10 protein-coding genes are annotated in these 14,402 nt (G+C 71.2%); 6 read left to right on the forward strand and 4 right to left on the reverse strand.

The window, feature by feature from the left end:
* Window positions 1–829: 829 nt before the first annotated feature.
* The 3 genes from ACZ7M2_RS05975 to hemC all read left to right on the forward strand — a co-directional run bounded on the left by ACZ7M2_RS05975 (window position 830) and on the right by hemC (window position 3,715).
* On the forward strand, window positions 830–1,762 hold the full coding sequence (locus tag ACZ7M2_RS05975) for a bifunctional helix-turn-helix transcriptional regulator/GNAT family N-acetyltransferase (protein ID WP_471594290.1): 933 nt from the start codon (window positions 830–832) through the stop codon (window positions 1,760–1,762).
* Between the two features lie 133 nt (window positions 1,763–1,895).
* Window positions 1,896–2,696, forward strand: coding sequence for a sugar phosphate isomerase/epimerase family protein (locus ACZ7M2_RS05980; protein ID WP_471594530.1), 801 nt, complete (start codon window positions 1,896–1,898; stop codon window positions 2,694–2,696).
* Window positions 2,697–2,779: 83 nt separating this feature from the next.
* Window positions 2,780–3,715, forward strand: a complete 936-nt coding sequence (hemC, locus tag ACZ7M2_RS05985; protein ID WP_471594291.1) for a hydroxymethylbilane synthase — start codon at window positions 2,780–2,782, stop codon at window positions 3,713–3,715.
* Here hemC and aroA read toward each other — a convergent pair whose 3' ends face one another.
* A complete protein-coding gene (aroA, locus tag ACZ7M2_RS05990) occupies window positions 3,716–4,957 on the reverse strand; it encodes a 3-phosphoshikimate 1-carboxyvinyltransferase (protein ID WP_471594292.1) in 1,242 nt (413 codons plus the stop codon). It abuts the gene before it with no gap.
* 396 nt (window positions 4,958–5,353) lie between these two features.
* Here aroA and ACZ7M2_RS05995 point away from each other — a divergent pair, with 396 nt between their 5' ends.
* Together ACZ7M2_RS05995 and ACZ7M2_RS06000 are read left to right on the forward strand one after the other, a co-directional pair.
* The gene (locus ACZ7M2_RS05995; RefSeq protein WP_471594293.1) at window positions 5,354–7,177 is read left to right on the forward strand and encodes a glycoside hydrolase family 3 protein; all 1,824 of its coding nucleotides are present in this window, start codon (window positions 5,354–5,356) and stop codon (window positions 7,175–7,177) included.
* A 159-nt stretch (window positions 7,178–7,336) separates the two neighbouring features.
* The gene (locus ACZ7M2_RS06000; protein ID WP_471594294.1) at window positions 7,337–7,969 is read left to right on the forward strand and encodes a hypothetical protein; all 633 of its coding nucleotides are present in this window, start codon (window positions 7,337–7,339) and stop codon (window positions 7,967–7,969) included.
* A 30-nt stretch (window positions 7,970–7,999) separates the two neighbouring features.
* Here the strand turns inward: ACZ7M2_RS06000 and ACZ7M2_RS06005 are convergent, their stop codons facing one another.
* Window positions 8,000–9,448 carry a S28 family serine protease gene (locus tag ACZ7M2_RS06005; protein WP_471594295.1) on the reverse strand — a complete coding sequence of 483 codons (1,449 nt, stop codon included), beginning with the start codon at window positions 9,446–9,448 and terminating at the stop codon, window positions 8,000–8,002.
* A gap of 140 nt (window positions 9,449–9,588) precedes the next feature.
* Window positions 9,589–9,915: a hypothetical protein gene (locus tag ACZ7M2_RS06010; RefSeq protein ID WP_471594531.1), complete on the reverse strand. Its 327-nt coding sequence runs from the start codon at window positions 9,913–9,915 to the stop codon at window positions 9,589–9,591.
* Between the two features lie 230 nt (window positions 9,916–10,145).
* Between ACZ7M2_RS06010 and ACZ7M2_RS06015 the strand changes: the two genes are divergently transcribed.
* Window positions 10,146–10,622, forward strand: a complete 477-nt coding sequence (locus tag ACZ7M2_RS06015; protein ID WP_471594296.1) for a hypothetical protein — start codon at window positions 10,146–10,148, stop codon at window positions 10,620–10,622.
* Window positions 10,623–10,644: 22 nt separating this feature from the next.
* Here ACZ7M2_RS06015 and ACZ7M2_RS06020 read toward each other — a convergent pair whose 3' ends face one another.
* A complete protein-coding gene (locus ACZ7M2_RS06020; RefSeq protein WP_471594297.1) occupies window positions 10,645–14,385 on the reverse strand; it encodes an ABC transporter ATP-binding protein in 3,741 nt (1,246 codons plus the stop codon).
* Window positions 14,386–14,402 lie beyond the last annotated feature (17 nt).

Below are 14,402 nucleotides of genomic sequence, written 5' to 3' on the forward strand. Positions count from 1 at the left end.
AACCTGGAGGCTCCGCCCCCGGACCCCCGGTGGGTGTGCCGGCTGCGGGCCGGTTGGGGCTGGTCGTGCAGCTCCCCGCGCCCCTGGGCGGGGGCTGCGCCCCGGCGCCCCCAAGGAGCGCCCACCCACCCGTGACGGAACCACGCACGGAAGGGCCCCCAGTCCCACCCGCAGCCGATTAGCGCGCGCAAGGGACCGCACCAGCCCCCTGCTCCACCCGCAGCCGAGTAGCGCACGTGAGGGAGCGTGGCGGTCCCCCCCACCCGCAGCCGGGTGTGGGGCGGAAGGGGGCGTGGTGGTACGTCGCAAGCCCGTCGCTTACGTTCGGATCGAGCAGCGGCTCGCTTGCCCGGCCCACGTCTGATCCGGCGGCGACGGGCTCGACGTACCGGCACGGCCCCGACCCACCCACCGGGCCCCGCGATCACACGTGCGGACGGCGCCCCTTCTCCTGACGGGGGAACGACTGGTCGGCAGCGTGCAGCGTCGGCTTCGGAAGCGTCGCGACCTCCTCCCTCGCCTTCTCCAGCTGCTCACGTGCGAGAAGCGGAACACCGACGTGAGATCACCGAACGTCGGGCGCCTCGCCCCCCCTGAAGTGCTCCAGGAACTGCACCGCCGAGGTGTGGTCGAGGGGTCGGCCACGTCATGACCCGGGTTGCCGGGGAGTTGCCCGACCGTTGCCCACGCTTGGCCGAAGCCGTAGGCTCGACACATACCTCTGACTGAGTCAACTATCAGGTCCGAGCAACCACTATCAGGTCCGAGCAGCCAAGGCCGCTGAGCCAGACCGGAACAACCAGCGCCGACCATCCGGGGTTGAGTGATCATGACCGTCCAGGACATCCGCTCCTTCAACCGCTTCTACACGAACGTCATCGGGGCCCTCGACTACGGCCGCCACCTCTACGCCCCCTACACCCTCACCGAGTCCCGTGTGCTGTACGAGCTCGCCCACTCCCCCCGCACCGACGCCGCCGACCTCCGCGGCGAACTGTCCCTGGACGCCGGTTACCTGAGCCGCATCCTGAACAAGTTCGAGCAGGACGGCCTGATCGAGCGGACGCCCTCGGAGCGGGACCCCCGGCGGCGCCGCATCACGCTCACGACACAGGGCAGGGAGACGGCGTCCCTGCTGGACGAGCGCTCACGGGAATCGGTGGGGGCGCTGCTGGCGACCGTGCCGGCCGACGACCGCCCCCGGCTCGCCGAGGCGATGCGGACCGTGCGCACGCTGCTCTCCTCCGGGCGCCCACCCCGCCGCGAGGACGTCGTCCTGCGCGACCCCGGACCCGGCGACCTCGGCTGGATCGTGCAGCGCAACGCCGCGCTGTACGCCGCCGAGTACGGCTGGAACGCCGACTACGAAGGCCTGGTCGCCCGGATCGTGGCGGACTTCGCCGAGGACCACGATCCGCACCTGGAGCGGGTGTGGATCGCCGAGCTGGACGGCCGGCCGGTGGGCTGCGTGATGTGCGTACGCGACGACGCGCCCGGGACCGCCCGCCTCCGCCTCCTCCTCGTCGAGCCCGACGCGCGCGGGCTGCGCATCGGCGACCGGCTGGTCGAGGCCGTCATCGACTTCGCGCGGGACGGCGGCTACCGGGACCTGGTCCTGTGGACCAACGACGTGCTCTCCGCCGCCCGCCGCATCTACCAGCGCCACGGTTTCGTCCTCGTCGCCGAGAAACCGCACCGCTCGTTCGGAGCGGACCTGACCGGCCAGGACTGGCGGTTGGATCTGCACTCCCCGCAGGAGTGAACGGTCGCGGACCTTTCCCCTCGCCCCGTCGAAGCCGACGCCTCCCACCACCGCTCGCACGCCGGCGATTTCGGCATCTCAGCGACACAAAGGGCACGTCGCGGTGCTGGCGGAAAAGGTAGGGTCCATGCCCATGAAGCTGGCCTTCTCCACGCTCGGCGTGCCCGGGCTTCCCATCCCCGACGTCGTACGACTCGCCGCCGCGCACGGCTACCACGGGGTGGAGCTGCGCGCGCATCCCGAGGAGCCGGTGCACCCCGGGATCGGGGCGGCCGAGCGGGCCGAGGTGGTCGCCGGGTTCAAGGCGGGCGGCATCGAGATCCTGGGCGTGGCGGGCTATGCGCGGGTGGCGGCGCCGGGCGACGACGACATCGTCGTCGCCGAGATCAAGGAGCTCCTCGACCTCGCCCACGACCTCGGCGCCCCGTTCGTACGCGTCTTCCCTGGCGCGAGTTCCGAGCAGAGCGTCGAGGAGGCGGACGCGACGGCGGCTCGGCGGCTCGGCACGGCCGCGGAGTACGCCGCCGACCTGGGCGTACGGATCCTGCTGGAGACCCATGACTCGCACCGCACCGGCGCGGACGCGATCAGGATCCTGGGCCTGGTCGGCCATCACCACGTGGGCTCGCTGTGGGACATCATGCACACCTGGCTCGGCGGCGAGGAGCCGCCGGAGACCTACGCGGCCCTGTGCACCTACCTCGGCTACCTCCAGGTCAAGGACATCGCCTCCGCCGAGGACACCACCCCGCTCCCCCTCGGCGCGGGCGTCCTGCCCCTCGCCGACTGTGTGGAACTCCTCTCCCGGGAGGGCTGGGACGGCTGGCTGTGCTGGGAGTACGAGAAGCGGTGGTACGAGGGGGCCGCGCCGCTGCCTGAGCTGCTGGGACCGGGCCGGGAGCACCTCGGGCGCCTGCTGAACGACTCCGCCTAGGACCGGTCGGGGCGACGCGCGCACCCGCCCGGGCGGGCGTCCCGCGGCTCGCCGCCCCTAGCCGACGGGCTATCGTGGAGCGCATGTCGGCACCGGAACTGATCCGTATCGTCTCCCGCGACTCGCCCATGGCCCTGGCCCAAGTGGAGCGTGTCCGTGCCGAGTTGGGCGCGCTCCATCCGCACATCCGTACCGAGGTCGTGCCCGTGAGGACGACCGGTGACAAGTGGATGGGCGACCTGGCCAAGGTCGAGGGGAAGGGCGCGTTCACCAAGGAGGTCGACGCGGCGCTGCTGGCCGGTGAGGCCGATCTCGCGGTGCACTGCGTGAAGGACATCCCCGCGGACCGTCCCCTCCCGGCGGGGACGATGTTCGCCGCGTTCCTGGCACGGGACGACATCCGGGACGCCCTCGTCCACCCGGGCGGGCTCACGCTGGACGAGCTCCCGCAGGGGACACGGATCGGCACCTCGTCCGTACGGCGGGGCGCTCAGCTGGCCGCCTCGCACCCGCACTTGGAGTGCGTGCCGTTCCGGGGGAACGCCAACCGGCGGCTGGAGAAGCTGGCGGCGGGTGAGGCGGACGCGCTGATGCTGGCGGTGTCGGGGCTGGAGCGGATCGGCCGGGCGGACGTGATCACGGAGATCCTGTCGCCCGAGACGATGATGCCGCCGATCGGGGCGGGCATCCTCGCCCTCCAGTGCCGTGAGGGCGACACCGACGTGATCGAGACGATCAGCGACCTCGGTGACCCGAACACGCACCGCGAGGCCACGGCGGAGCGGATGTTCCTGCACGTCCTCCAGGGCCACTGCAACTCACCGATCGCCGGTTACGCGAAGGCCCACCGCGGTGGCGAACTGTCCCTGCGTGCCTGCGTGTTCACCCCGGACGGCAAGACCGTACTGAACGCCCACGAGTGGGCGGGCCGCCTCGACGCCGCGACACTCGGCACGTCGGTCGCCGTCGCCCTGTTGCGCCAGGGCGCCCGCGAACTGATCGACGACATCCCGCACTGATCACCCGAGCGGGCCGGCCCAGGCGGCGAAGGCCTCGTGGAAGGCGGGGAACGTCTTCCGTACACAGCCGGGGTCGTCGAACGAGACGCCACCCGGCGCGCGGAGTCCGGTCACCGCGAAGGACATGACGATGCGGTGATCACCGTACGTCTTGATCTCCGCGCCCGGCACGGGTTCCGCACCGGGGTGGATCTCGATCCAGTCGGCCCCGGTCTCCACCCGTACGCCCAGCCGCCGGAGGTTCTCCGCGCAGGCGTCCAGGCGGTCGCACTCCTTCACGCGTGTGTTGGCGACGTCCTCGATGCGGACCGGGCCCGAGGCGAAGGGCGCGATCGCGGCCAGCGTCGGCATGGCGTCGGAGATGTCCCGCATGTTGACCGTGAGGCCGCGCAGTTCGCCGGTGCCCGCGACCGTCGTCCCGCCGGAGCCGACCTCCACCCGCGCTCCCATCCGCCGCAGTACGTCGACGAAGCCCAGATCACCCTGGAGCGCTCCGGTGCCCAGGCCGGGGACCGTCACCTCGCGGCCGGTCAGGGCGGCCGCGGCGAAGAAGTAGCTCGCGGTGGAGGCGTCGGGCTCGACGGCGTAGGTGGTGGCGCGGTAGCCGCCGGGCGAGACCACGAACACCTCGCCCTCCCGGCGCACGGACGCGCCGAACGTCCGCATCATGGCGAGCGTGATCTCGACGTACGGCGCCGAGACCAGGTCCGTGACGGTGATGCGCAGGCCCTTGCGGGTCAGCGGACCGAGCAGCAGGAGGGCGGTCAGGTACTGGGAGGACTGGCCCGCGTCGAGCGTCACGTCGCCGCCCTCCACGCCGGCCGCCGCGATCCGCAGCGGATGGTGGCCCTCCGCCTCGTCGTGCCGCAGGTCGACACCGAGGTCGCGCAGGGCGCGGGTGAGCGGGAGCAGCGGGCGGCGGCGCATCTGCGGGGAGGCGTCGAAGCGGTAGGTGCCGTGTCCGGCGGCGGCGAGGGTCGGCAGGAAGCGGGCGGTGGTCGCGCCGTCGCGGCAGTACACGTCGGCGTCGGTGGCCGCCGGGCCCTGGGGGCGGCCGTCGATCTGCCAGGCGTGCGGGGTGCGTCCGACGCGGTAGCCGAGTCGGGTCAGGCCCTCCGTGAAACCTTCCGTGTCGTCCGACCGGAGCGGCCGTACGAGGGTCGTGACCCCGTCGGCCGCCGCCGCCAGGAAGAGCGCACGCGCGGTGATGGACTTGGAACCGGGGATGTCGACGACGGCCATGTCCTCATGCTGGCTCCCCGACCCGCTCCGGCGTGGGAACGTCCGCCAAATGGACCTGTCTGCGCGAGCCCGGCGTCGAACCGTCCCACCCATTCGCCCCACCCGCACCAATTCCCCGAACCGGCAAAAACCGGGGAACCCCGACCCGCACCGCTTCGTCCAATCCGCACACTGCCGGATGAGTCTCCGCAGAGCGGTGTCGGCCTCGCTGCTGGCTGCGAACGCTGACCACCCTCTCCGCCGCCTGCGGCCGGCAGCACGCCGTCACCGGCGCGCCCCCCTCCAACTGCGCCGGTGACGGCCCCTCCCCGGGATACTGTGCACACCCTTGACTGGAAGAAACTTCCCGGATATTCGTGACTCCTCGGAAGTTTCCTTCATGAGGGAGGAGCGCACGTGGGGCCATCGAGTTCTTCCAGACCGTCCAGACGTACCGTTCTCGCCGCCACCGCCGGGACCACCGCGGCCCTGACCTTGAGCACCACCTCCGTCCGGGCGGCCGAGGAGAGACCTGACGAATCGTCACTCCGGGCGCTCGTCTCCCGGATGACGCTGGAGGAGAAGGTCGGCCAGCTCTTCGTGATGCGGGTGTACGGGCACTCGGCCACCGCGCCCGACCAGGCCGACATCGACACCAACCTCGAGGAACTGGGCGTCAGGACGGCCGCCGAGCTGATCGCCAGGTACCGCGTCGGCGGGATCATCTACTTCACCTGGGCGCACAACACCCGTGACCCGCACCAGATCGCGGCCCTCTCGAACGGCATCCAGAAGGTCTCCCTCGACCAGCCGCGCGGGCTGCCCGTCCTCATCTCCACCGACCAGGAGTACGGAGCGGTGGCCCGGGTGGGCAAGCCCGCGACGCTGTTCCCGGGGGCGATGGCGCTGGGCGCGGGCGGCTCGCGGGAGGACGCTCGTACGGTCGGGCGCCTCGGTGGCGCCGAACTGCGCGCCCTCGGCATCCGACAGGACTACTCCCCGGTCGCCGACGTGAACGTCAACCCGGCCAACCCGGTCATCGGCGTACGCTCCTTCGGCGCCGATCCGGACGCCGTGGCCGGGCTGGTGACGGCCGAGGTGAAGGGCTATCAGAGCGCCGGGGTCGCGGCCACGGCGAAGCACTTCCCGGGACACGGGGACACCGCCGTCGACAGCCACTTCGGCTTCCCCGTCATCACGCACAGCCGCGAGCTGTGGTCGTCCCTCGACGCCGTGCCCTTCCGGGCCGCCGTCCGCGCCGGCATCGACTCGGTCATGACCGCCCACATCATGGTCCCGGCGCTCGACCCGTCCGGGGACCCCGCGACGCTCTCCCACCCGATCCTCACCGGCATCCTGCGGGAGGAACTCGGCTACGACGGGCTCGTGGTGACCGATTCGCTCGGCATGGAGGGCGTCCGGACGAAGTACGGCGACGACCGCGTCCCCGTACTCGCGCTCAAGGCCGGTGTCGACCAGCTCCTCAACCCGCCGTCCATCCACGTGGCCTGGAACGCGGTCCTGAACGCCGTGCACGGCGGCGAGCTCACCGAGGCCCGCCTCGACGAGTCCGTCCTGCGCGTCCTGCGTCTCAAGGCCAAGCTGGGCCTGCTGGAGAATCCGTACGTCAGCGACTCCGGCGTCGACCACACGGTCGGCACCGCCGCGCACCGCAGGGCGGCCGACCGGATCGCCGAGCGCACGACGACACTGCTGGTCAACCAGGAGCGCCTGCTCCCGCTCTCACGCCGGAGCACCCCGCGCGTCCTCGTCGTCGGCGCCGATCCCGCCTCGCCGTCCGGTACCGACGGACCGCCCACGACCGTCCTCGCGACCGCCCTCACCGAGCTGGGTTTCGCCGCGACGGCACTGTCCACCGGAACGGCACCCTCCGCGGCGAGCATCGACAACGCGGTGGCGGCGGCCGGGGGTGTGGACGCGGTCGTCGTCGGCACGTACAACGTGACGGCGACCGGGTCGCAGAAGACCCTCGTCGAGCGGCTCGTCGCCACCGGCGTCCCGGTGGTCGCGATCGCGATCCGCAACCCGTACGACGTGGCCCAACTCCCTGACGTGCGCGCTTACTTGGCGACCTACTCCTGGACGGACGTCGAACTGCGCGCCGCCGCACGGGTGATCGCGGGCAGCGCGAGGCCCCGCGGGAGGCTGCCGGTGGAGGTGCAGCGGGCGGACGACCCGACGAAGGCGCTGTATCCGATCGGGTATGGATTGACGTACTAGGTCCGGTATGGGCCGACGTACCGCCCCGGGTGGGGATTGACGTACAGGCCCTACGCCGCACACCCGGCGCACTCCCCCCAAAGGACGCAAAGCACCCCGGATGTCTGGCGTGTGCCCGTCGCGACGGGTCACGCTGGGCGGGGGTATCGGGGGGAAGCCATGCGAGCCAGCTCGTCGGGTCGGCGTTGCGTCGGGGTGGTGTGCGCGCTGCTGCTGCTCGTCGCCGCGCTCGCGGGGTGCGACCGCTGGTCGGAGTCGGGGAGCGCCGAGCCCGGCGCGGGGACGACGTCGACGCAGCCCTCGGGCTACGGGGCGGTGTTCCTCGCGGTCGACGAATGCAGTTCCTTCGGGACGACCAGCTTCACCGAGGTGCCCTGCACCAGCGAACGGGCCGCCGCGCGGGTGATCGCCCGTTACGACGGCAAGGTGGCCGACGGGCCACTGTGCCCCGCGACCACGGACTTCGTACTGCACATCAGCGAGACCCGGCCCGCCTCCGACGAGAATGGCGACGGGGTCGTGCCCCAGGGTTACGCCTGCATGCGCAAGCTGGAGGCCCCGCACCCCGGCGATCCGGGCGGGGGCGGCGGGCCCCGCACCATCGTCGGCGACTGTGTCTACAGCTCCGGTGACGGGCAGGTGCGGGAGACGGCGTGCGACGGCAAGGGCAAGAAGCCCCCGGACTACAAGGTGACGTCGGCGGTCCTCGACCGCGCCGACTGCCCGTCGTCCACGGCCCTCTACGTCCAACTGGGCGGCAGCAGACCGGTGGGCTGCGCCCGCCCCGTGTAGCCGAGGGGCGGACGCGGCCGGTGAACCGGGTTACGGTCGCAGCGCGGGCTCGCGCTCGATGTCCCGCTGGTCCAGCTTCGCGTCGAACTTCGCGAGCGGCCTGGCCGCCGACGGGTTCTCCTGGACCGTCGCCGAGGCGACACCCGCCCACTCCAGGATGCGGGCCGTCGCGAGGGCCTTCTCGTCGGGGACGAGCCCGGCGACGTTGGCACCGTGATTGAGACCGGGGGCGGTGAAGACGTACGAGTCACGCGCGCCCTTGCCGAGCCGGAAGCGCTCCGCGCCCCAGGGGTCGTTCTGGCCGTAGACGAAGAGCATGTGGTCGGCGTGGTAGCGGACCCAGGAGTCCACGTCCGCCATGGCCCACGGCTGGAACCTCATCGGGATCGAGCGCGGCACGAAGTTCCGCGGCGGCTGGTAGCCGTAGCGGATGTATTTCTTCTCGATGGCCGGGAAGTGGATCGTGGGCGCGCCGAGCTGCGTACCCGCCTGGTAGTAGTACGGCGTGTACGTGTCCAGGCCCTGGTCGGTGTAGGCCGAGAAGCCGGAGATGGTGTCGACGGAGTCCCAGATCGCGTCATCGGTGGCGTGGGCGGCGTCGGCCGGGATCGAGGCGCAGTCCGAGAGCAGGCTGTACTGCCAGAAGCCCCACACGTAGTCGAGCACGACCGCCTCGTAGGCCTTGTCGAGGCTTCCGATGGTGGTGAAGGTGTAGCCGTTGTCGGCGGCGTACGCCTCGTACTTCTTCTCCAGCGGTGCGCGCCGCACCAGCGCCTCGCGCTGCACGGCGTTCAGCTTGTCGCGGCACTCCTTGGTGCCGACGTTCCTGAAGAAGCGGTCGTACGCCGAGTCCTCGTCGTTCACCACGTCGTTGGGGGCGACGTAGGCGACGACGCCGTCCATGTCGCGCGGGTAGAAGCGCTCGTAGTACGTGGCGGTCATGCCGCCCTTCGAGCCGCCCGTGGAGAGCCACTTCTGGCGGTAGATCGGCTTGAGGGCCTCGAAGATGCGGTGCTGGTCGCTCGCCGCCTGCCAGATGTCGAGCTTCGACCAGTCGGCCGGATCGGGCCGGGAGGGGGTGAAGAAGCGGTACTCCATCGAGACCTGGTTGCCGTCCACGATCTGGGTGGGCTCACGACGGCCCGGGTTCGTGGAGACGTTGTAGCCGCCGGTGTAGAAGACCGTCGGGCGGGAGACGTCCTTGTGCAGCACGGTGATCCGCTGCTGGAACGTGCCCTTGGACGGGTGCCGGTGGTCGATCGGCTGGGTGTAGTTCAGAACGAAGAAGCGGTAGCCGGTGTACGGCTTCTCCTCGATCAGACTCATGCCCGGTATCGCGAGCAGCTGGTCCTTGATGTCGGTGTCCGTGCTTGTGGTGCCTGGTGCCGCCTCCGGCTGGGCGGCGGTGGCCGCCCCGGCCGTGCTCAACGTGCCTATGAGCACCGTGAGCGCCAGCAGCCATCTGAGCGCCTTGCGCATGCACACTCCCCTGTGAAACGGATGTGCGCTGGAAGCTATCGGAGCAACTCACAGGCGCACCAGGGGAGATGGGGAAAACCCTGGAAGGAAGGCGGCGTCTCGGCCGAATCGGCACCCGGCCGGTCAAGCACCCGGCCGGCTCAGCAGAGGATCCAGTTCGAGCTCACCGAACCCGAGCCGACCGAGCCCGTGACGCGGACGCAGCGGTGGCCCGCGTGGACGGTCACCGGGCCCGCGTGGTGCGAGAAGCTGCCCCGGTCGACCACGGGTCGGCTGCCGCGCGCCTGCACGCTGACCGACATCGTCCGTTTGCGGGACTGCTGATCCTTCGGGACGGTCATCGCGCAGACATAGCCGTCGCGCTTGAAGATCTGCACGGAGCCGGTCGAGAAGCTGAGCGTTCTGACCTTGCGACCCGAGCAGTACGAGTCGGCGGCCTGCGCGCTGCCCGGACTCATCAACGCCATCAGCCCGGCCGCGGTCAACACCGCAAGGCCCAGCGCCAGGCGCCGGCGTATCGCACCACCACGGTCCACTGTCGTCCTCCCCCGGCCATTCAGCGTACTGGTGTACGGACGCAGGACGTACATCGGATGGTTGCCTTCACCCGAGAGAGGTTTTCTTCCGCGTTTGGGGCAACCACACCCCTTTGTTCAGTGTCCAACTGGTCGGAAAACCGAACGAAAGGCACTCATCCATGTCCCGCACGTCACGTTCACGTACGGCCGTCGGCGCGCTCGTCGCCGCGGCGCTCCTCGCCACGGCGGGTGCCTCCGTACCCGCGTTCGCCGGCTCCAGCGCTCCCCCGCCCGCCCGCAGCGGCGCCAACGGTCCCGCCTACGACCGGGTGGCCGACTTCTACGGCGCCTACATCGACGCGGTCACCGACGAGGGAAGCGGTCACCTCGACTCCCAGCTGCGCACCTTCTACCTGACCAAGGATCTCCGCACCCGCCTGGCGAAGTGGGAGAGCCGCGAGCACGCCGACGGGGTGCTGCGCGCGCAGGACGTGCCGCGGGCGTGGAAGGTGACGGCGGGAGACAGCGGCGCGGGCCACACCTGGTCGACGGTGCGCCTCACCTGGGGCTCCGCCCAGCACCCCACGTACACCTATCTGACCGTGCAGTCGGACCTGGCCACGAAGAAGATCTCCGACATCAAGGCGAAGAGCTGACAGGTCCGCGGCACGCTCCCTCTCAGGCCGACGAGGGAACCGGCTCTTCCTCCTCCGGGGCCCCGACGAACGTCCTCCACAACTCCGCGTACTGGCCGCCCAGTTGGAGGAGTTCGTCGTGGGTGCCGTCCTCGGCGACGCGGCCGTGGTCCATGACCACGACCCGGTCGGCGCGCGCGGCCGTCGTCAGACGGTGGGCGACGACGAGGGTCGTACGGCGGCCGGCGATGCGGTCGGTGGCCTGGTTGACCAGGGCCTCCGTCGCCAGGTCCAGCGCCGCCGTCGCCTCGTCGAGGAGCAGCACGTCCGGGTCCACGAGTTCGGCGCGGGCCAGCGCGATCAGCTGGCGCTGCCCGGCGGAGAGGTTGCGGCCGCGCTCGGCGACCTCGTGGAGGTAGCCGCCGTCGAACGTGGCGATCATGTCGTGGGCGCCGACCGCGCGGGCCGCGGCCTCCACCTCGGCATCGGTCGCGTCGGGACGCCCGTAGGCGATGGCGTCCCGGACGGTCCCCTGGAAGAGGTACGCCTCCTGGGGGACGACGCCGAGCCGGTGCCGGTACGAGGTCAGGTCGAGCGAGCGCAGATCCGTGCCGTCGACCGTCACTCGCCCGCTCGTCGGGTCGTAGAACCGGGCGACCAGCTTCACCAGCGTGGACTTGCCCGCGCCGGTCTCGCCGACGAAGGCGACCGTCTGTCCGGCCGGGATGCTCAGCGAGACAGCGCTGAGCGCCTCCTCGTCGTCCCCGTAGGCGAAGTCGACGTCCTCGAAAGCGATGTCGCCCCGCAGGGAGAGGACCTCCAGCGGTTCGTCGGCGGCCTTCGTCGAGGTCGGCTCCTGGAGCAGTTCCTGGATGCGGCCCAGCGAGACCGTGGCCTGCTGGTAGCCGTCGAAGACCTGCGAGAGCTGCTGCACGGGCGCGAAGAACAGGTCGATGTAGAGGAGGTAGGCGACCAGCGCGCCCGTCGTGAGGGTGCCGGCGTCCACCCGGTGCGCGCCCACGATCAGCACGGCCGCCGACGCGACCGACGACAGCAGCTGCACGAAGGGGAAGTAGATCGATATCAGCCACTGGCCGCGGATGCGCGCCGTGCGGTAGCTGTCGCTGCCCTCCGCGAACCGCTGCCTGCCCACGCGCTCGCGCCGGAACGCCTGGAGGATCAGCAGTCCGGAGACCGACTCCTGGAGGTCGGCGTTGACCGCCGACACCCGCTCGCGGGCGAGTTCGTACGCCTTCACGCTCGCCCGGCGGAAGAAGAACGTGCCGATGACCAGCGGCGGAAGGGTGACGAAGACGACCAGCGCGAGCTGCACGTCGATCACCAGCAGCGCGCCCATGATGCCGAAGAAGGTGACGACCGAGACGAAGGCGGTGACCAGGCCCGTCTGGAGGAACGTCGACAGCGCGTCGACGTCCGTCGTCATCCGGGTCATGATCCGGCCGGTCAGCTCCCGCTCGTAGTAGTCGAGCCCGAGGCGCTGGAGCTGCGCGAAGATCTTCAGGCGGAGGGAGTAGAGGACCCGCTCGCCGGTCCGGCCCGTCATCCGGGTCTCGCCGATCTGCGCGGCCCACTGGACGAGCACGGTGACCAGCGCCAGCGAGGCGGCCGCCCACACCGCGCCGATCGCCATCCGGGTGACGCCCTGGTCGATGCCGTGCCGGATCAGCACCGGCAGCAGCAGGCTCATGCCCGCGTCCACGGCCACGAGACCCAGGCTGACGAGCAGCGGGAGGCCGAAGCCGCGCAGCAGCCTGCGCAGCCCGTACGACTCCTCGGGCCTGACCGCACGCGCCTCGTCGATGCCGGGGGTGTCGGTGGCCGGGGGCAGCGCCTCGACCAGGGTGAGGAGTTCGGGCGTGGCGGGCATGCCGGACAGGGCGTTGTCCTTGGGCTCCCGGTCGCCGGTCCACAGATGGGGGGTGACCCCGCGCTCGGCGTCGAACTCGGCATCCAGCTCGTCCCGTACGGAGGTGTCCTCCTGCGGCACGGCGGGCAGGGCGTGGCCGGGCGAGACGCCGCCCAGCTCGTCCGGGTCGGTCAGGAGCCGGCGGTACAGCGGGGAGCGCTGCTGGAGTTCCTCGTGGGTGCCGATCTCGGCGAGGCGGCCGCCGTCGAGGACGGCGATGCGGTCGGCGAGGTTGAGGGTGGAGCGGCGGTGGGCGATGAGGAGGGTGGTGCGCCCCTCCATGACCCCCTTGAGGGCCTCGTGGATCTCGTGCTCGACGCGGGCGTCCACGGCGGAGGTGGCGTCGTCCAGGACGAGCAGGCGGGGGTCGGTGAGGATGGCGCGGGCGAGGGCGACGCGCTGGCGCTGGCCGCCGGAGAGGGTGAGGCCGTGCTCGCCCACCTTGGTGTCGTAGCCCTCGGGCAGCTCGGCGATGAAACGGTCCGCCTGGGCGGCGCGGGCCGCGGTCTCGATCTCCTCCTGGGTGGCGTCCGCGCGGCCGTAGGCGATGTTGGCGCGCACGGTGTCGGAGAAGAGGAAGGAGTCCTCGGGGACCAGGCCGATCGCGGCGCGCAGCGACTCCTGCGTCAGCTCGCGGACGTCGTGCCCGCCGATGAGGACGGCGCCGTGCGTCACGTCGTAGAAGCGGGGTATCAGGAGCGAGACCGTCGACTTGCCGGAGCCGGAGGAGCCGACCACGGCGAGGGTCTCGCCGGGGCGGATCTCGAAGCTCAGCCCGTCGAGCACCGGCTGATTTTTCGAGGTGCCCTCGTAGGCGAAGGACACGTCGTCGAACTCGACGGTCGCGGGCGCGTCGGCCGGGAGGGTCTTGGTGCCGTCCTTGATCGACGGCTCGGTGTCGATGAGCTCGAGGACGCGCTCGGCGCCCGCGCGGGCCTGCTGCCCGACGGTGAGGACCACGGCGAGCATCCGTACGGGTCCCACGAGCTGGGAGAGGTACGAGGAGAACGCGACGAAGGTGCCGAGCGTGATCTGTCCCCGTACGGCGAGCCAGCCGCCCAGCGCGAGCATCGCGACCTGGCCGAGGGCGGGCACGGCCTGGAGGGCCGGGGTGTACCTGGCGTTGAGCCGGATGGTCCGCAGCCGCCCCGCGAAGAGCCGCCGCCCGACGTCCCGGAGCTTCCCGGTCTCCTGCTCCTCCTGCCCGAAGCCCTTCACGACGCGTACGCCGCTGACGGCGCCGTCGACCACGCCCGCCACGGCGGCGGCCTGCGCCTGCGCGTACCAGGTGGCGGGGTGCAGCTTGGAGCGGCTGCGCTTGGCGACGACCCAGAGGGCGGGGGCGACGGCGAGCGCGACCAGGGTGAGGGGCCAGGAGAGCGAGGCCATGATCCCGAGGGAGATCAGGAACAGCAGTACGTTCCCGATGGTCATCGGGAGCATGAAGAGCAGGCCCTGGATCAGCTGGAGGTCGCTGGTGGCGCGGCCGACGACCTGGCCGGTGGACAGCTCGTCCTGGCGTCGTCCGTCGAGCCGGGTGATCGTCCCGTACATCTCGGTCCGCAGGTCGTGCTGGACGTCGAGTGCGAGGCGGCCGCCGTAGTAGCGGCGGATGTAGGTGAGGACGTAGACGAGGACGGCGGCGCCTATGAGCGCGCCCGCCCAGGGCGCCATGGGTTTGCTGTGGTTCCCGATGACGTCGTCGATGATCACCTTGGTGATCAGCGGGACGACCGCCAGGACCGCCATGCCGCCGAGCGAGGAGCCGAGCGCGAGCAGGACGTACTTCGGGTACCGCCATGCGTACCCCGCGAGCCGCTGTGCCCAGCCGCCCTTGTCCCCTTGCTCAAATGCCACGCCGGTGCCTTCCGTAG

Source organism: Streptomyces sp. NPDC111507 (genome assembly GCF_055638955.1).

Excerpts from the sequence above, each read along its gene's own strand:
- ACZ7M2_RS05975 (WP_471594290.1), top strand. The coding sequence starts at position 830 with ATGACCGTCCAGGACATCCGCTCCTTCAACCGCTTCTACACGAACGTC.
- ACZ7M2_RS05980 (WP_471594530.1), top strand. The coding sequence starts at position 1,896 with ATGAAGCTGGCCTTCTCCACGCTCGGCGTGCCCGGGCTTCCCATCCCC.
- hemC (WP_471594291.1), top strand. The coding sequence starts at position 2,780 with ATGTCGGCACCGGAACTGATCCGTATCGTCTCCCGCGACTCGCCCATG.
- aroA (WP_471594292.1), bottom strand. The coding sequence starts at position 4,957 with ATGGCCGTCGTCGACATCCCCGGTTCCAAGTCCATCACCGCGCGTGCG.
- ACZ7M2_RS06000 (WP_471594294.1), top strand. The coding sequence starts at position 7,337 with ATGCGAGCCAGCTCGTCGGGTCGGCGTTGCGTCGGGGTGGTGTGCGCG.
- ACZ7M2_RS06005 (WP_471594295.1), bottom strand. The coding sequence starts at position 9,448 with ATGCGCAAGGCGCTCAGATGGCTGCTGGCGCTCACGGTGCTCATAGGC.
- ACZ7M2_RS06010 (WP_471594531.1), bottom strand. The coding sequence starts at position 9,915 with ATGGCGTTGATGAGTCCGGGCAGCGCGCAGGCCGCCGACTCGTACTGC.
- ACZ7M2_RS06015 (WP_471594296.1), top strand. The coding sequence starts at position 10,146 with ATGTCCCGCACGTCACGTTCACGTACGGCCGTCGGCGCGCTCGTCGCC.